Annotated in this window: 16 protein-coding genes; 6 read left to right on the top strand and 10 right to left on the bottom strand. The window is 45.4% G+C overall.

The annotated features are described in order from the left end of the window. Positions 1-354 precede the first annotated feature (354 nt). Positions 355-2,244, bottom strand: a complete 1,890-nt coding sequence (locus FCL46_RS19590) for a peptidylprolyl isomerase (protein ID WP_136805814.1) — start codon at positions 2,242-2,244, stop codon at positions 355-357. Between the two features lie 550 nt (positions 2,245-2,794). Here FCL46_RS19590 and FCL46_RS19585 point away from each other — a divergent pair. Then, positions 2,795-3,115, top strand: a complete 321-nt coding sequence (locus tag FCL46_RS19585) for a TusE/DsrC/DsvC family sulfur relay protein (protein WP_136805813.1) — start codon at positions 2,795-2,797, stop codon at positions 3,113-3,115. 283 nt (positions 3,116-3,398) lie between these two features. On the opposite strand, the gene FCL46_RS19580 is transcribed toward FCL46_RS19585, so the two are convergent. Genes FCL46_RS19580 through FCL46_RS28600 form a run of 4 tightly spaced genes read right to left on the bottom strand, consistent with a single transcriptional unit; the run spans position 3,399 to position 5,921 of the window. Further along, entirely contained in the window at positions 3,399-4,181 is a 783-nt protein-coding gene (locus FCL46_RS19580) for an ATP-grasp domain-containing protein (RefSeq protein ID WP_136805812.1), read from the bottom strand. Continuing rightward, complete coding sequence (locus tag FCL46_RS19575) at positions 4,178-4,420, bottom strand: hypothetical protein (RefSeq protein ID WP_136805811.1); 243 nt, start codon at positions 4,418-4,420, stop codon at positions 4,178-4,180. Before FCL46_RS19575 ends, FCL46_RS19580 begins: the two co-directional genes overlap by 4 nt. Positions 4,421-4,447: 27 nt before the next feature. Next, entirely contained in the window at positions 4,448-4,900 is a 453-nt protein-coding gene (locus FCL46_RS19570) for a bactofilin family protein (RefSeq protein WP_228723255.1), read from the bottom strand. Positions 4,901-4,928: 28 nt separating this feature from the next. Next, positions 4,929-5,921, bottom strand: coding sequence for a M23 family metallopeptidase (locus FCL46_RS28600; RefSeq protein ID WP_136805810.1), 993 nt, complete (start codon positions 5,919-5,921; stop codon positions 4,929-4,931). A 303-nt stretch (positions 5,922-6,224) separates the two neighbouring features. On the opposite strand from FCL46_RS28600, the gene FCL46_RS19560 reads away from it, so the two are divergent. The 3 genes from FCL46_RS19560 to FCL46_RS19550 all read left to right on the top strand — a co-directional run bounded on the left by FCL46_RS19560 (position 6,225) and on the right by FCL46_RS19550 (position 10,236). Then, complete coding sequence (locus FCL46_RS19560) at positions 6,225-8,063, top strand: ABC-F family ATP-binding cassette domain-containing protein (protein WP_136805809.1); 1,839 nt, start codon at positions 6,225-6,227, stop codon at positions 8,061-8,063. A 67-nt stretch (positions 8,064-8,130) separates the two neighbouring features. Next, positions 8,131-8,856 carry a metallophosphoesterase family protein gene (locus FCL46_RS19555; protein ID WP_136805808.1) on the top strand — a complete coding sequence of 242 codons (726 nt, stop codon included), beginning with the start codon at positions 8,131-8,133 and terminating at the stop codon, positions 8,854-8,856. 3 nt (positions 8,857-8,859) lie between these two features. Then, positions 8,860-10,236: a protein kinase domain-containing protein gene (locus FCL46_RS19550; protein ID WP_136805807.1), complete on the top strand. Its 1,377-nt coding sequence runs from the start codon at positions 8,860-8,862 to the stop codon at positions 10,234-10,236. A 201-nt stretch (positions 10,237-10,437) separates the two neighbouring features. Here the strand turns inward: FCL46_RS19550 and ltaE are convergent, their stop codons facing one another. Then, on the bottom strand, positions 10,438-11,445 hold the full coding sequence (ltaE, locus tag FCL46_RS19545; RefSeq protein WP_136806079.1) for a low-specificity L-threonine aldolase: 1,008 nt from the start codon (positions 11,443-11,445) through the stop codon (positions 10,438-10,440). A 122-nt stretch (positions 11,446-11,567) separates the two neighbouring features. Here ltaE and FCL46_RS19540 point away from each other — a divergent pair, with 122 nt between their 5' ends. Then, positions 11,568-12,515, top strand: coding sequence for a radical SAM protein (locus tag FCL46_RS19540; protein WP_136805806.1), 948 nt, complete (start codon positions 11,568-11,570; stop codon positions 12,513-12,515). 8 nt (positions 12,516-12,523) lie between these two features. Here FCL46_RS19540 and FCL46_RS19535 read toward each other — a convergent pair whose 3' ends face one another. From FCL46_RS19535 to FCL46_RS19520, 4 genes are all read right to left on the bottom strand, one after another. After that, positions 12,524-12,868 (bottom strand): MGMT family protein, encoded by a 345-nt coding sequence (locus tag FCL46_RS19535; RefSeq protein ID WP_136805805.1) that lies wholly within the window; start codon positions 12,866-12,868, stop codon positions 12,524-12,526. A 304-nt stretch (positions 12,869-13,172) separates the two neighbouring features. Then, positions 13,173-15,167, bottom strand: a complete 1,995-nt coding sequence (gene ligA / locus FCL46_RS19530; protein WP_136805804.1) for an NAD-dependent DNA ligase LigA — start codon at positions 15,165-15,167, stop codon at positions 13,173-13,175. Positions 15,168-15,171: 4 nt separating this feature from the next. After that, positions 15,172-15,360 carry a tautomerase family protein gene (locus FCL46_RS19525; RefSeq protein ID WP_136805803.1) on the bottom strand — a complete coding sequence of 63 codons (189 nt, stop codon included), beginning with the start codon at positions 15,358-15,360 and terminating at the stop codon, positions 15,172-15,174. A gap of 210 nt (positions 15,361-15,570) precedes the next feature. Then, positions 15,571-17,472 (bottom strand): sigma-54-dependent Fis family transcriptional regulator, encoded by a 1,902-nt coding sequence (locus tag FCL46_RS19520; protein WP_228723254.1) that lies wholly within the window; start codon positions 17,470-17,472, stop codon positions 15,571-15,573. 479 nt (positions 17,473-17,951) lie between these two features. Between FCL46_RS19520 and FCL46_RS19515 the strand changes: the two genes are divergently transcribed. Further along, complete coding sequence (locus FCL46_RS19515) at positions 17,952-18,341, top strand: RidA family protein (protein WP_136805801.1); 390 nt, start codon at positions 17,952-17,954, stop codon at positions 18,339-18,341. Positions 18,342-18,347: the final 6 nt, after the last annotated feature.

Genomic DNA, 18,347 nt, shown 5'->3' with positions numbered 1-18,347 from the left:
AGAAGAAACATTGGATTATATCATTCTCGCGACTTCAAGAGAATCAAAAAAAGGTGTAAGAGGCTATTTAATACGGATTATGCTTACTAAGCTGTGCCCAGGCCTGTTGTTTTCGAATAATTCTTTCAGACAGTTGTGACCATTTGTACATTCAAAGGTGCAGTCGTAAAAAAATATTCATCCTGGCTTCGAGAAAGCAAAATACATTTGATTGTGTTGTGTTGCAGATTGGCGTTGTAAAATACATACCCTTAAGGTGTGGCATGTAGACTATAAAAGCAACACGAAAAAGCCCCTCCAGCTTGCAAAATGCAGACTGGAGGGGCTATGAAAATATGCTAAAGCAGGTGATTGTTACAAATTAGAATGTATCGTTACCTCGGCATTTTTTTCAAGATTACTGATGTACGCCGCGAGTAGTTCCTGCTGTTTGCTGTTTAAAAGAGCCTGACGGTATTTCTCAAGATTCTCTTTAGCAACAATTTCTGGAATTTGTCTTTCCTGAAAAGCAAATACATAGAAGTCTCCGGATACCGGTGCTGGCTGCTGTGGAAGCGGCTCCTTTTGAGTTAAGCGGAACACCTGGTCCAGAAGTGAAGCTGGAAAGGTTGACTCTGTGTTATCTCTTCTACCAAGAAATCCGGAATCCTTAACTTCTGTACCGAGTGAAAGTGCTGCATCAGCAAATGATTTGCCGCCCTGAAGTTCTTCAAGCATTGTTTCAGCAGCTTTCTTCGCAGCTTCCTCTGCTTTGCCTGCTATAAAGTCCTTAGTGGCTTGTTCGAGTACTGCTTCGAGTGCCGGAGTTTCAGGCTCCTTAAGATCATCGGCGAATATGATGAAATAGCCGCTGGAAGTTTTAATCAGAGAGCTTAATTCACCTGCGTTGAGTGAGAATGCTTTATCGAGGAATTCACCATCGAGTGATAACCCGGCAGGTGGTTGGCTTTTTGGGAAATAGTCAGTGACTGTAACCTGCTGATCTGTGTTTGCCTCAGCATAAGCATTAAGGCTGCCTGCTCCGATAATACCCTCATAGGCAGCGTTGGCAAGCTGGAAGGCGAGTGGCTGTGCCTCTTTATTCTGCAGAAGGGATAGGATGACATCTTTTACGTCGTTCAATTCCGAGGTCGAAGCCGGGGTGATGTCTTCAAGTTTTATGATGTGATAACCAAAGTCGGTTTTTACAACATCGCTTATTTGACCAACTTCCATAGCATAAACAGCATCTGAAAAAGTTGGAACCATCTGTTCCTTGGTAAAGTAGCCGAGTTCACCGCCATTTGTTTTGCTTGGTCCTTCAGAATACTCAGTAGCCAGGCTTGCAAAGTCATCTGTCGTATTGGCAAGAGTTACAAGTTCCTGAGCACGCTGTCTTTTTTCCTTGTGCACTTCCTCTGAATCTTCAGCTCCGGCTTTTATGAGGATATGACGGGCCCGACGCTTTTCAGGGGTTGTGAACTGAGCAATGTTCGCGTCGTAGTAGGCCTGAACCTGTGCATCGTCAATTGATATTTTTTTACCAACTTCAGCAAATGAAAAATCGAGGAAACGCAGCTTCATCTGGGCTTCACTCTTATAATTGTCTTTGGCTGTTTCAAACCATGTGGCGAGTTCCTCATCGTCAACAACCACTGATTCAGTGAAATTCTCAGGACTGAATACGGAGTAGATTACAGAGACTTTCTCGTTGTCTTGTCTATATAGTTCTTCAACTTCAAAATCACTGGTGAGTGCGGCAAATTTACCGATGTCTTTGATTGTTTTTTCAGAAAGCATTTCAAAGCGCATATTGGTTTCAAACTTATGAGGAGTAAGCCTGTTTGCTGCAAGGAGAGCTTTATACTTATCCATGCTGAAGCCAGGGCCATCCTGAAACTGAACCATCGTATTGATGGTGTTCTGGATTTCTTCCTGACTGACAATTATGCCCATTGCATTTGCGCCTTGTCTGAGCAAAGCATTCTGAACAAGCTGATTGATAACGGACTGCTTGAGGCCGAGCGTTTCTGCAAGACCTTTTGGCAGCGTACCTCCAAACTGGCTGGCTGTCCTCTCGTATGTTCTGTCATAGGCGAGCTGATAATCCTGAAATGATATTTCCTCGCCGTTGACTGTTATCGCAGCTTCGCGTTTGTTCATCATGTTGGCACCGACTCCCCAGAATACAAAAACAAGGGCGATGACGACAACAATTGCCTGAATGACGGTTGATTGTGCTTTATTACGGAGTATCTGCAGCATGAGTTTATCGAGTTGGAGTTATTTTGAAAAGCGCTCTGTTTCGACAGCGCAACGGTTGCTCTTTCGCTAATCGGTAAATAGGTAAACGTTCGATTTACTCTTTCTTTTTCTTATCTGCAAGGAAAAAACCGGAAATGCCCATAGCTGGTGGTATCGCGGAGGTATAGCACAAGCAGTTTTCGAGCCCTTATCACCTGGTAAAAAATCACCACAAAAAGATAAAAAATATGGACATATGCCAGAAAAGGAGTATTATCGCGTTTTGATGATTCTGTTACCTGCTCGGGAGATAAAACTGTGATGTTGCAAAGGTGAAACCTGACAGGCTATAAGGAGTAAAAAAAATTTTTCAATGATTTTTTTTGCTTGGATAAGTGTCAAATTAGCCTTAACATTACAGCACGTTGGGTCAAGTGGCAAATGTTGGGTCGAAATGATTGGTCATTCACTTGACAAACCCTTTTGCCTATAGTAATAACCCATATTAGTTTTCAGCAGAGCCTAATAACGGTGTATAAGCCATAACATAAAATTTCAAGGAGGTATCAAAATGCCAACAATCGAACATAATGGAAGTAGCTTCACAGTAGACGAGGACGGCTTCCTGCTCAAGGGAATGGAAGAGTGGAACGAGAATTGGATTGATTACGTTAAGAGTGCAGAAGGAATTTCTGACCTCACCGACGAGCATCAGAAAGTTATTGACGCACTTCAGGAATACTACAAGAAGAACGGTATCGCTCCTATGGTACGTATTCTTTCCAAAACCACCGGTTTTCCTCTTAAGAGAATTTACGAGTTGTTCCCATCAGGACCAGGAAAGGGAGCTTGTAAAATGGCTGGCCTTCCAAAGCCTACCGGTTGTGTTTAATCCTTAAGCGATTAAACGTTGAGTTTAAAAAAGGGAGATGCCTTCTAGGTGTCTCCCTTTTTTTTTGTTTACTGTGACCTGCATCAATATGGGTTGAGCATGCCTAACTTTTTTGCGGGGTGAGGGAGTCTGCATGTATTTGCTTCAAGATGTATTGGTTTACATCAGGAGTATTGCTGCAAGTTGCAGATGTCTGCGATGTTCAGTATTGCTCCGAAAAAGTCTTTGGATTTAGTGTGGAGTAGCTGCAGTAAGCAAACGACGAGTCGTCGGTGAAAGAAGTTTACAGCGTAATTTTAGCTGTAAGTGAAGTGATCATCCGCTTGTGTATGTCATCAATCAATTGCTGGTACCTGCCCGAATTGATCTTTGCGCCTTTCAGGCCGCCTCGCAGGTTTATCTCTGTAAGATAGTGCCGCCCGTCCGGCATCTCCATTATGTCAATGTGTGCATACGGAAATACACCTCGTTGCAACACGTTTTGACAAAATCCCAACAAGTCATCAGATATTTCTACTGGTTTGCTGCTGCCACCACAGTGCAGGTTTTTACGGAAGTTATTTGGATTGTTTCTCTCATATGCCTCGGTATAATCACCAAGTACCAGCAAGCGAATATCTTTAAATGATCGTATCAGCGGTTGGATGACGAAGGGATAGGCTAGACTTCCCAATTCTGCAAGGTTGTAAACATCTTCAATCGAAGCGAATCGATGAATACCGATTCCGCCGTTTTTCCTGTCGCGCTTTATTACAACATCGCGTATGTCGTTTGCGTTGAATGTGGATATAGAGCCGAGCAGGGAATTAACGTCGTAGGCAACGACAGTGTTGGGCAGCATAAATTCGGAAAAAATTCGTGCCTGATGCACTTTAGACCTGCTGCAAAGTTGCGCAGTTGCGGATGGTATTAGCGGTACGCCGCGTTCAAGAAGGTCAACAAGCAGATGCTCTTCACCCGGAATCAGGCGAAGGCGGCAATTGATAATTGTTCTGGTGGTAAGCGTATGGAATGATTGAAGGAGGTGATCGTTGTTATCTATGATGACGATTGGGGAATCTGTCAAAAGATCATCTCCGAGAATCGCTGATGGAAAAGTGTCAGGTCTTCATCACAGTTTCCACAAAAAAGTTTGACGTCTCCCATTGATTGAGAGCTTCTGTCCTCAATGGTGAAACTTCCGTCCGGATTCTGGACATAGTGAGTTGTGGTGATGACGTCATCAGTGATTTCGAAGAAATCCTTGTCGTTACCACAACTTGGACATTTAAATCTATTTGCAACTTTAGGTTTTGAAAATGGCATAAAAAAGAGCAGATTGCACGCTAAGGATTATTTATCTTTCTTGTCCGTGTTTTCTTTTTTCACAGGGGACGAAATCGATGATGTTGTTTGATTCGTTCCGTTTATCATATCTTCTGTAGCAGCTTTTATCTCACCGTCAATGCTCGCTCCAGGTTCTACAGTCAGGCTTCCTGCTTGAAGTTTGCCGTGTATGGAGCAATCTTTTCTCGCAGTAATAATTTTTGCTATAACATTGCCTTCAAGGGTGCCGAAGCAATTAAATGAAGAAGCAATGATATCACCAACTATTTTTCCGGTTTCGCTAAGGACGAGATGCTCACCATTAATATTGCCATGGATTGTTCCATCAACACGTGTTTTCCCTTTGAAGGAAACCTCGCCTGTGATAGTCATGCTGGTATCTATAATTGATGCGATAGCCTCACTTTCAGCTTTCTGCATCTCTTCCTGAACATCGTTTTTCTTTCCGAACATTCCCATACTACAGTTTCTCCACAGCGGATGCTTATTATTTTACAACTTTTGCCGGGGTGGCAGATTTACGAATTTTTACAGGCGCTTTAGATTCAGTCAACTTCGCAGTCTGTATATACTTCTGCGGATTAACAGGTTTTCCCTTATATAGCAACTCGTAGTGGAGGTGTGGTCCGGTTGAACGACCGGTGTTTCCAACCTGGCCGATAAGCTGGCCACGTTTAACTCTGTCGCCTTTCTTTACAACATATTTTTGCATATGGGCAAACGATGTAGTGTAACCATTCAGGTGATCGATAACTACATAGTTGCCATAGCTGCCATTCTTGAATGCTTTTTTGACAATACCATCAGCAGTTGCGTAGATTTTATCTCCGCGTTTGCCTCTGAAGTCAATGCCTTCGTGAAAACTGGACTTTCCGTTGAGTGGATCTTTTCTACTGCCGAATCTTGAGGTAATCTGGCCGTAAACGGGAAGGCCTAGCGGGATTTGCTGTATGGTTTTCAAGTATGTGTCGGCCTTGTAAAGCAGTGCATCATGCTCCGCGGGTTGTTTTTCAATAAAAGGTCCGCCGCTGCTTTGGCTTTTACTGTTTTCCTTGTCGGAAACCTTTACACCGATATTGTCCATAATGGTCTCAATAAGGCCGCTTCGCTCATTGAGTTCACTTACAGCAGTCGAGATGAGAAGCTCTTTTTCCTCTTTGAATGCTGCCGCCTGTGTTTCATTATGCTCTCGTAAGCTGGCAACCTCGACGTTGAGTTTTTCCCGTTCTTCATCTGCTTTGCGTTTAATCTCTGCAATTACTTCGTCGCTATTCTCAACTTTTGATTGCAGGGATGCGAGTTCTTTTGCTATAGACCGGTTTCGACTGATGAGTGATACAGAAAAAACACTGGTGATAGAAAGGATTACAATTAGGAGAACGGCAGAAATCGAATAGACCAATAGCTTCTTTTTTGCAAGCGGGAGCCTTACCGTCTTGCCGCTATTCCCTGTGATGATGATATGCAACTGTTCGTTCATTGCAAAATTAGTCTAAAGTGATTATCAAATAGGTCGGCACAAAGTACTCTATCCAAAAGAGAATACGTAACTAAGTGGCTGAAAATTACTGTGAATCGAATATAGCTTATACCCAGCAGATGAGATTTTATCAACAGTAAATCTGAACGATAATGAACAGATCACTGATGATAATTTGACCAGTTTCAGATGTTGCTCCAGTGATTCCGCGATGTTGATGCATATAGCAGAATCCCGGCTGCTCCCTTTTTGTAGTACTTTTAGTTTTCCTTTATCCTTGAATCTCATATTTTACGGCAAATAATGGCAAATATTCTTAGCTGTCACTCTCTTAGCAAAGCGTTTGGCGCACAGCAATTGTTCAATGACATCGACCTGGTAATCAATGCCGGAGATCGAATAGGTTTAATAGGTCCGAATGGATCAGGCAAGTCAACACTTCTGAAAATCATATGCGGCCTCGAGGACCGGGATTCCGGGCAAATTCAGCGGCAGAAACATGTTCGCTTATCATATCTGGCACAGTCAGATGACTTCGATGATTCCCTGGGAGCTGCAGAAAATCTTCTTCAGGCGCTTAATGGCACCGAGTACGACCAGACCGAGCGGATGCACAGAGTGCAGTCACTGTTGAGTCGTGCTGAATTTATCGATAGCGAGATACCTGTAGGGCAATTATCAGGCGGTTGGCGTAAACGACTTTCCATCTGTAGATCTCTGCTGACCAGTCCGGATATTCTCGTGATGGATGAGCCGACTAACCATCTTGATATCGAAGGGATTTTATGGCTTGAAAATATACTTGGAGGCGGCGTTGCAGATGGTCCCCAGGCATGGCTGCTCGTCAGTCATGACCGACGGTTTCTTGAAAACTGTACAAACAGGGTTATCGAGCTTTCCCGCGTATATCCAAACGGCTCACTGCAGGTTAACGGAAGATACTCCGAATTTCTTGAAGCGCGTGAGACATTTCTTGAAAATCAGGAAGTCGAGGAATTACGATTATCCAATAAGGTTCGTCGAGAGACCGAGTGGCTACGTCGAGGACCCAAGGCACGGGCTACCAAAGCAAAATATCGTATTGACGAGGCGTATAAGCTTAAAGATGAACTGTCTGAGGTAAAAAGCCGAAACAGGGCATCCGGTGCAGTACAGATCGATTTCGATGCCACAGGTAGAAAAACCAAAAAACTCCTTGAAGCTGAAGGTATCGGGAAAGGATACGAGGGGAGAACACTCTTTTCAGGCCTTGATGTGCTTCTTTCGCCAGGATCGCGGCTCGGTCTCCTTGGTAGAAACGGTTGCGGTAAATCGACACTCATGCAGATTCTTGAAGCTGCCGGAAGAGAAGACGGCCTCAAACCGGATGAGGGTACTGTGCGGGTTGCCGATAATGTTCAGATTGTCAGTTTTGATCAGAAAAGAGAAGACATTGACCCGAATATAACCCTGCGGAGGGCGCTGGCTCCTGAGGGGGACTCTATTGTTTTCAGAGACAGATCTCTTCATGTCGTTTCATGGGCTAAGAAGTTTCTTTTCCGTACAGACCAGTTGGAAACACCCGTTGGACAACTTTCGGGTGGTGAGCAGGCCCGTATCCTGATCGCTAACCTTATGCGGCGACCTGCAGATATTCTGTTACTTGATGAGCCGACAAATGACCTGGATATTGCTTCTCTTGATATGCTTGAAGAGAGCTTGCTTGAATTTCCGGGTGCACTCGTTCTGGTAACCCATGATCGTTTCCTGCTTGATAGAGTTTGCGAACGGTTACTGGGGTTTGACGGCACTGGTAAAGTCGCCTATTATGCTGAGTATAGCCAGTGGCTTAAAGATCTGACGGGTAAAGCGAAGGCTGTCGAGAATACATCCGCAACAGATAAAAAAAGTCGCGAAAAACAGCCTGCAAAGAAAAAAGGCAAACTCTCCTATATGGATCAGCGGGAATATGATCAAATGGAAGAGAAAATTCTCGATGCTGAGATGAGGCTTGAAGAGTTGCAGCAGAAGATGGCTCTGCCGGAGATAGTATCCAGCCCTTCAGATGCTGCTGCCTGCTGGGAAGAGTTGGAGCAGACTCAGATCATCGTAGATACGCTTTACTCTCGTTGGGATGAGCTTGAGGAGAAGAAGAACGGATAAGCTGCCTTCATCTGAAAAACATTTCATACACGTTACGTAGCCTGTTAATTCACATGTTGAGGGATCTATGAGAATAGCTGTTCTATCTGATATTCACGGCAACCTTGAGGCTTTGAATGCTGTTGCACGTGACCTTGGTACATGTATAGTTGATGAGGTTATATGCCTTGGTGATCTTGTCGGCTATGGTCCTGACCCTGAAGGTGTGGTTCTCAAGGTTATTCAACTAGGGTACACCGCCATACTGGGAAACCACGAAGCTGCCCTTGCCAGCAAGCGGGCGCGTGACTGGCTGAATTTTCAGGCTAAAGAAAACAATATTTCCACTGAAGGTCTGCTTTCAGAGGATTGCCTCAACTATTGCTGTGAATTACCAACCTCTGTCAGACGAGGTGAGGCTGTTTTTGTTCATGGGGCACCACCCGATTCTGTCACGATCTATCTCTATATGATGAAACAGCAGCATATAGAAAAAGTTTTGGCAAACAGTTCCGACAAACTCTTTTTTGTAGGCCATACGCATCAATTGAAGCTGGTGTCGCTGGTGGATGGAGAAGTTATTCGTAAAAAACTGGTCCCGGGTATACAATTGCTCGATAGAGACAGAAGGTACTTTGTTAATTGCGGTAGTGTCGGGCAGCCCAGGGATGGAGATAACAGAGCTAAGTATTTGATCTGGGATAGTGACGCGTGGAGTCTTGAGGTTCGTGCCGTTGCGTATGATATAGAATCGACAGCAAAAAAAATTGTTTCACGGGGATTTCCACAGGCATATGCAGATCGCTTACGGTGAAGTATGAATAGAGCAGGCAGATATGAAATAATCGGTCGTCTTGGGCGCGGGGGGATGAGCACGGTTTATAAAGCGCTGGCACCGATAACCGGCAGGGTAGTTGCGCTGAAAATTCTACAACCCCGTGATGACATTTTTGCCGATCTGGTTGGTGAAGAGCGTCTTAAAGAAATATTTGTCGAAGAGGCCAGAATCATGGGGGCCATCTCCCATGATCACATAGCAAAAATCATTGATTGCGATGAGTTTGAAGGTTCTCCGTTTATCGTACTTGAATATTTTTCTCACTCCATTGGCGAATTGATAGGGGAAGGCTACAAGGTAGAAGAGGAATCACGCCCAGTAAGTGTGTCTCGAACATTTCTCTATATGACCCAAACCTTAAAAGGTCTGGAGCGATTGCATTTTTCAGGAATTGTCCATCGTGATATCAAGCCGTACAACCTGATGATCACTAATGACGATCGTGTCAAGATTATCGATTTCGGACTGTCCAGAGTGCGTGGTGAAGAGAAAATGTCAATCCCCGGAATGCAGGTCGGCTCACCTTACTATGCAGCTCCTGAGCAGGAGAAAAATCCGAAAACAGCTGATGCCAGGGCAGACTTGTTTAGTGTCGGAGTTATGATGTACCGGATGCTTACAGGTTGTCTGGTCGAACCGCGCAGGATAAAGGTGGAGCCTGCCAGCAGTCTTAACAGCGATCTGAATAGTGAATGGGATGCTTTTTTGGAAAAAGCTCTGGAGATAGATCCTGCTAACAGGTTTTCAAGCGCACTGCAAATGCGTATCGCTCTTGAAAAGGTGTATCTTAGCTGGAAAATTCTCTCGGAGAAAGAGTGCTCATTGCCCGGCATGGCGCAACCATTATCTGTACCGAAAGATACACTGATTTCGACTGAACCTGCCAGGATCATGTATAAAGAGATCAGGGAACTATTGGGGCTGGACGAGTTGTTCAGGCCTATCGCTTTCTATCAACATCAGCTTAAAGCCACAAGTGCATTAGTACTGTTTGATCCGGTTACCCGAAAGCACTGGCAGAGAACTGGGACCGGTTTTTTGCTTAACTGGCAGCAGGCCAAGGAGTACGTTGTGTATCTCAACGAGGTGCAGTTTGAAGGTCAAGACAACTGGCGACTGCCGACCACAGCAGAACTGGTGACGGTATTGCGTGCACCGTCAGCGCATCGGGATTTCTGTATAGACCCACATTTTGATCCGGCAATTCACTGGCTCTGGTCAAGCGATCATTGTACCAAAAAGGCAGCATGGATGGCCGATATTGTGGAGAGCAATATCGGTAAACTCGATATGGACGGCATGGCTTCAGTGTGTGCTGTCAGCAGCACCCTGAGTGCACACCTGGATGACTGCTGAACGCGTAAGGATTACTTTTTCTGAGTACCACTACCCTCAGTTAATAGAGTGAGGCGATAGCAGGGGTATGAAACTTTTTAAAATCTGACCACTGAGTATTGATGCAGGTACAGTAAGTTACCAATTTTTTCTGGACTGATGTAGTTGTCACCTTACATCTTATACCTCACTATCTACAACTGATTTTCGGTGGTAATTAAATTACTTTTTGTAAAATTGCTTAAAGGCATGGATGGTCGTTTCGATATCCTCTCGTGTGATATCAAGGTGAGTAACAAGGCGTAGCTGCCTTCCTGGAGTTATCGTGATGTTCTTTTTTTTGAGCTTTTTGTTCAGTGGTTTGACATCATCTTTAGGGATTGTGACAAAAACCATGTTGGTCTGGCTCTCTTCAAACTGCACGTCCAGCGGGGTGACCTTTTTTAATCCATTTGCAAGGAACCACGCATTTTCATGATCATCTGCCAGTCGTGAAACATTATTGTTGAGGGCGCAGAGTCCGGCGGCCGCCAATATTCCTGCCTGACGCATTCCGCCCCCGGTAACCTTACGCCAGCGGCGGGCCGTGTCGATAAATTCTTTTTTCCCGCAGAGAACAGAGCCGACAGGTGCCCCCAGCCCCTTTGACAGGCAAACAGAGACTGAATCGAAATAGTGGGTTATTTCGCTTACGTTGACTTTGCAGGCGATTGCTGCATTAAATACCCGTGCGCCATCAAGGTGGAGGGCCAATTCGTGCTTGCGTGCCAGTCGTCTGGCATTTTCCAGGTATTCCATTGGAAGTGCACGTCCATTCTGGGTGTTTTCAAGACAGAGCAGGCGGGTTTTGGCGAAATGAAAATCGTCAGGTTTAATTTTTGCTTCAACAGTATCAAGGTTGAGAGTGCCGTCGGGCTCAAACTCGATAGGTTGTGGTTGAATAGAGCCGAGCGCTGCTGCGCCACCACCTTCGTATCTGTAGGTGTGGGCCTGCTGGCCAACGATATACTCATCTCCACGTTCACAGTGCGCCATTAAGGCCACTAAATTTGCTTGTGTACCACTGCAGGTAAACAGGGCGCTCTCAAAGCCAAGCAGGTTTGCTACGTAATCCTGAAGGTTGTTTACGGTTGGATCATCGCCGTATACATCGTCACCTACTTCAGCCTCAATCATGGCCTCACGCATTGCCTGAGTGGGGCGTGTGACTGTATCGCTTCTGAAATCTATCGTCCGCATAGTTGGGTATCCGCTAAGAGGGTAAATATGATATACTTCTTTTCAGCACCATAACCGAATGAAGATATATGATTTCATGTTTTTTGTCGACCCGTACAACATGAGGATCTATTATGGAGAGTGGATATCTTGTCGCATGGCGCTCCGGGCTGCTTGAAAAGCGAATACGACAGAGCGAGAAACTGCTCGCTGATTGCTCGCTTTGTCCCCGTAAATGCGGAGTAAATCGCCTGGCGAATGAGAAAGGAATGTGTCGTACAGGCTTACTCGCAGAGGTGGCAAGTTACTGTCCACATTTCGGCGAAGAATCTGTGCTTGTAGGTGAGCAGGGATCAGGCACGATATTTTTCTGTGGATGTAATCTCTTGTGCGTATTTTGTCAGAATTACGATATCAGTCATCCTGAACACAATAGTTGCGATGTGCTCAGTGATGAGCAACTGGGGTCAATGATGGTTGGCCTGCAGCAGCAGGGGTGTCATAACATAAACTTTGTAACGCCAAGCCACGTTGTTCCACAGATTCTGTCGGCTTTACCTCATGCTATCGAAAAAGGATTAACGGTCCCGCTGGTTTTTAACAGCAGCGGGTATGATGAAGTAGAAACGCTCACTTTGCTTGAAGGCATAGTTGATATCTACATGCCCGATTTTAAATTCTGGAACAGTGAGACAGCGAGACGATATGCCCGGGCAGGTAATTATCCCGAGAAAGCGCGTGCAGCGTTGCTGGAGATGCAGCGGCAGGTTGGTGATCTTCAGGTAAACAGTAAAGGCCGAGCGGAAAGGGGGATGTTGGTTCGTCATTTGCTGATGCCCGGCCTGATGGAAGAGACTGTAGAAGTTTTGAAATTCATTGCATATAGCATCTCAACGAACTGCTATGTCAATATAATGGATCAATATCGCCCTGAAGGTATGGCCGGAAATTTTCCTGAACTCAACGCAACTATTGATACTCAGGAGTATAAGAAAGCGAAAAAAATTGCCAGGGAGGTTGGTTTGTTGCGCCTGGAGGAAAAAGAGCTGTCAGTCCTGGTCAAGCGACTGTTCAAAGGGTGAATCTGGTGTCATAAAGATTCATACGAAGAGGTATGATGGTTTTTGCCGGGAATCCAGAGAAATGTTGCAAAGTCTATTTTGTTATACTCGTCGAAAGAAACGCCTTCCTCCTCAAGTAGCTCGCGCTGTAACTCATATCCATTTCCCTGCGGTAACGAGATTTTTCCTAGACGGTTAACGACCCTGTGCCAGGGTAAGTCATACTTGTCAGAACTTGAATGAAGAATTCGGGCAACCTGGCGCGCGCCGCTTTTATTGCCTGCATGTCTGGCAATAATACCATATGTTGAAACCTTGCCTTCCGGGATGTTGCTTATAATTTCCCGTGCCCGACTCATAAATATATCTGCCATCTCTATACAACCTCATTGGATGAATTTGTCCGGAACTTTGAAAAAATTACGACCATTTCAGGAAAAAACTGTTAGAAAAATGTAACTATCGCTGGCCAATATTTTATGTTTTAAAAGGTATGATGTGCAGCAACATTTTCAATATTGCAAGTTAGGAGGAAATGTACATCTGTGATTTGGAGAGGGGCAAGGCCTCACGATATTACCAGGCAGTGCGCAGAATATGGATGAAAAAAATATTCCGCCGGATGGTTACTATTGCCTTCTCCGGCGGAATATCTGATTGAGCTGTGCTGAAAAAAAGCTATTTCTTGATCAACTGCAAAAATTCATTTTCGGTGAGTACTGTCTTGCCAAGCTCCTGGGCTTTTTTCAACTTGGAACCGGCTTTTTCACCAACAACGACATGGGTAGTTTTCTTGGTAACAGTGGTGGCGATCTGTCCACCATTATCTTTGACCAGTTTTTTTCCTTCACTTCGTGAGATTGTCTGTAGGCTTCCGGTAAATAGAATAACCTGGCCAGCAAGCGGAAGACCATCTGCGTTAGGCTGCGCCACCATCGGTTTGACACCGGCTTCCTGCAGTCGGACAAGCATTTCCCTTACCTGCGCATCACTGAAATACTCGACGATGGAAGCGGCAGCCTGTTCTCCGATCCCTTCAATTTCGAGCAACTCCTCATGGCTTGCGGAGGCGAGTGTGTCAAGGTCTGTAAAGTGACTCTCAAGAACTGTGGCGGTAACTTCACCGATAAAGCGGATGCCAAGGGCGGCAAGCAGTCTACCGAGTGGCGGGGTCATTCGCTCATTGACAGCGGCGATTACCTTGTCTGCAGATTTAGGACCCCAGCCATCAAGGCTCGCCAGTTTATTGCGAGGCAGGGTGAAGATGTCGGGAATGTCCTGAATGATCTTCAACTCATAGAGTTGTTCAACATATTTTTTGCCAAGTCCTTCAATGTCGAGCCCGGCCTTCGAGGTGAAATGCGCCAGGTTGCGTAATCGCTGAGCATCACAGTGCGGGTTGTGGCAGCGGGTTACCGCTTCACCCTCTGGTTTTTCGAGTGGATGTTCACAAACAGGGCAATTTGCAGGCATCGTGATCGCTTCTTCTTTACCCGTACGATTCTCTGTCACTGCTTTAACGATCTCGGGGATAACATCTCCGGCACGCTGGATGAGCACTGTGTCACCGTAGCGCAGATCCTTTCGTTCGAGTTCGTCCTGGTTGTGTAGAGTGGCTCTGCTAACAGTGACTCCACCCACATTGACCGGATCAAGGATCGCCACAGGAGTAATAGCACCGGTTCTGCCCACCTGAAATTCGACTCGTTGAATTGTGGTCGTAGCCTGTGTTGCCGCGAATTTACAGGCAATGGCCCAGCGCGGGGCACGTGCTTTGTTGCCAAGTCTTTCCTGTACACTGAAGGTGTCGACTTTTACCACCATGCCGTCAATCTCATATGGCAGATCATGGCGCTTATCTGTAAGTGAATTAAAGGCGGCGATAACCTCATCGATCGAGTCGCATTTTCGGATTAAATTATTAATCGGCAGGCCGAGCGTTCCAAGATAGTTGAGCATCTCGAATTGGCCGGTCTGTCCTGTGTCTGCAGGGGTAGAGACCCCGTAGGCAAAAAAATCGAGAGGTCTTGACGCGGTAACTTTGGGATCGAGTTGCCTGAGCGATCCGGCTGCAGCATTTCTCGGATTGGCAAAAGGCTGTTTGCCTACACGAAGATATTTGTCATTAAGCTTTTTAAGACCGTTTAAGCCCATAAACACCTCGCCGCGAACCTCAAGCAGCGCTGGCGGATTATTTTTTAATCGCAGCGGAATGGCTTTTACGGTACGTAACTGGGCAGTAATATCTTCACCTGTTTTGCCGTCCCCGCGGGTGGAACCTAAAACAAACAGACCGTTCTCATAAACCAGCTCGACGGCGAGGCCATCGAGCTTTGGTTCTGCTATATAGGAAAGTGTTAAACCCCTGCTTAAAAATCTGTGCAGTTTGGCTTCGAACTCACGCAGATCGTCATCGTTAAAAGCATTCTCCAGACTGAGCATCGGAACTCTATGCTCGACCTGGCTGAATTTATCCAGCGGTGGTCCGCCAACTCGCTGAGTGGGCGAATCTTCTGTAACCAATCCAGGGTGAGCCTTTTCAAGAGCAAGAAGCTCCTGAAACATGGCATCATACTCTCCATCGGAGATGACGGGGGCATCGAGCACATAGTATTTATGGGCATGCTCGTGCAGTAATTCACGAAGTTCGGTAATTCTTTCCTCTGGGCGCATAGTATTATTCTGGTGGATCAAGCAGAATTCCTTTTTTGGCGATATTTTCTTTTGCAACTTCATCAATAAAGATAAGGATGGCTTCGGGCGGTTTATTCGCTTCTTTAGCGATCACGTCGGTAACGCCGGCAGCAATCTTTGCTTTTTGTTCTTTGGTAAGAGTTCCAGCTACTCTGATGTTTACGTAAGGCATAGTTTTTCCTCATTATTGTTTGATTATATGTGTTGTTGAGGTGGGGTGAAGCCTGCGTCACTATACCCGTTTTCGTTATCAAGACAAAGTGTAATCTCCGACCGTTAAACTGCTCTTGCAAGATGTTCTGTATGAAGGGAAATATGACTCTTGGCAAGATGGTTAAGCGTCTTGTATTAAGGAAGATTTACGATTTTTTCAGTACAAACCTTATTCCGGCTGAATACCATATTTTTTCAGTTTTCTATAAATAGTTGGTCGGCTGATTCCAAGTATTTGTGCGGTCTTGCAGATATTGCCTCCAAACTCTTCCAGAGCGTTGAGTAGTGCATGTTTTTCAATGTCTTCAAGGGTACGTGAAGTTGTGCGTTCACTGAGCGAAATAGGTGAGGCTGGTGCGGCAAAATCAGAGATGCCGAAATGTTCGGGCTGAAGAAGATTGCCTTCAGAAAGATGTACGGCCCGTTCAACTGCATTTTCAAGCTGTCTGATATTGCCTGGCCAGGGGTACTGGCGAATGGCGTCTTCTGTATGCGGTTTTTTAAGAGCAATTGTTCTATTTTGTTGAACTTCATGGCGACCTATAAAATATTTGGCCAGTTGCAGAATATCCTCGCATCGCTCACGCAGAGGTGGAATTTTAATTTTTAAAGTACAGATGCGATAGTAAAGATCTTCCCTGAATTTTCGTTCATTAATGGCGTGTTTTAAATCTGTATGCGTTGCTGAGATGATACGCAGATTTACCGGTATGCTGCGTAGGCCTCCCACCCGTTGAATTTCGCCGGATTGCAATACCCGCAGGAGTTTGACCTGCATATCAAATGGCATATCACCGATTTCATCGAGAAACAGCGTGCCATTGTCTGCCAGTTCAAGTTTGCCTGGTCTACCACCTTTCTGGGCTCCTGTAAAAGAACCTTCCTCATAGCCGAAGAGTTCACTTTCGAGCAGTTCTTTAGGAATTGCCCCGCAATTGATGGCAACGAAAGGATGGGTACGCCTGTCACTTTCATTATGAATTGCCTGAGCGAAAAGCTCCTTGCCGGTTCCTGTCTCACCGGATAGCAATACCGTGGTCGAACTCCCGGCAGAAATACGAGCCATGTGAAGAGCTTTTTTTAGACTTTCGCTTGTTCCAATGATGGAGTCAAAGGTGAAATGAGCGTGACTTCCTGTCATTTCTGCAGCGACCAGAATCAATTCTTTTTTCTCAATAACAGTGATTAAGCCTCCGACCAGTTCACCCGTTTCAAGTCTGATAGGGTCCAGCGAGGCGTAATGTGCAGGCCCACTATGTTTGGTCAGAAGTTCTCTTGCTCTGAACCCTTTGCCATTTTTCAGATGATCAGATATCCGGAAGTTTTCTCCGACGAATTCTGTAAAAGGTTTTCCTACTGCACTTTGGGGAATATTAAGAAATGAGCGTGCCCGGTGATTGGTTTGAACAATACGTCCGGTCTGGTCAACTGTTACCATTCCCCGTGAAGTCGACTCGATCAGGGCCGTCATGTATTGATTTTGAATATCCAGTTCGCGGGTATTGGCATTTTCACGCAGATGTGCGGTAACGGTTTCTGCTGACTGACGGACTAGTCCCAGTGTGTGGACGTGCATCTTTTCTGAGTAACCACTCAGGCTGATAACCCCTAAGACCTCCTTGCCGTCAGGTGAGAAGACCGGAGCGCCGGCATTACTTATCTTCTGGGCGAGTGCTGCAAACATCCGGTCACCTGGTAAAAAAATCGGAATTTTTTCCTCAAGTACCAAGCCAATTGCACAGGTACCCATGTCTTTTTCGGTCCAGCGGTATCCAGGAATACACCGACGACGTTTGAAGTGTTCAACAAGATCCGCATCACCAACGACATAAATCACGTAGCCGTCTTTATCGGCCAGAGCCATACAGAATCCCGTATCCTGAAGCAGTCTGTAGAGATTGTCCAGCTGTTCACGGGCAATTGTGAAAAATTCGTTTTGATCGGCGATACGGTGTTTAAGCTGCTCGGGTGTTAATCGACTCGATTCAGGTGCTCCAAGCTGGTTAGGGTCTATTCCATAGCCGGCAGATCGCTCGAGTGAACGTTCGATAATACGATTGAGATTAGGCATTCCTTGCAATAGTGGGATCATAGCAAACCGTGTTTCAAAATATTACAGTGTAAATATTTGTTACATTTGCTGCAAGCAGTGGGGGATGTTCAGAGTTTGCAGGATTTTGAGGCGAATAGTCAAACCTTAATAGTAATTATGTAAAAAAATGTTACACATGTGTTGTTTGGTTCAATAATGTAGAATGTTTGGTTAAGGTTCTGTTTTTAATGTGTAAGTAAATAAAAAAGCTGTGTTGGCATAAGCCCTGCAATGCTACAGGCAGCTGTGAATGCCGGTTATCAGGTTGATGGACCAATAAATAGCATATGTAATGTTTTGTGACAATGTGCTATTTCCGTTTACCTGTTAAGGGGTTTAGGAAAACACGCAGCATCTTGATAAATACAGCAGGCACTTGAGCGCAGCATGTCTGGTTTTGTGCATAGCCCGGTTGTCTGTATATTCAATATTCGTTAAGTGATTTTTTGGAGATAGGGATGTCGATTGAACGTTATGGAACACCGAAGGCGGGAGGTCTGCCGTTTGCAAAAGCTGCAGGTGCGGATGGCTGGTTATATGTGAGTGGACAGGTTCCGCGTGATGGTGAAGGGCAGATAGTTTGTGGCAACATGACCACCCAGGCTCGTGTAACTCTCGATAACCTCAAGCAGGTTCTGGAGTCAGCCGGTTATTCCGTAAATGATGTCGTCCGTGTTGGTGTCTGGATAGATGATCCGCGTGATTTTCAAGAGTTTAATAAGGTGTACGCTGAGTATTTTTCCAGTGAGCATGCTCCTGCGCGGGTGACTGTGCAGGCAATGATGATGAGTGATCTCAGGGTGGAAGTGGATTGTATCGCCTATAAAAAAGATCAGACGGCTGGTTGAGGCTGG

The sequence above is a fragment of the Desulfosediminicola flagellatus genome (genome assembly GCF_005116655.2).
In the GTDB taxonomy this organism is placed as follows: Bacteria; Desulfobacterota; Desulfobulbia; order Desulfobulbales; family Desulfocapsaceae; genus Desulfopila; species Desulfopila flagellata.
Note: the sequence above shows the minus strand (reverse complement) of the source record. Positions and strands in the feature narration are given on the sequence as shown.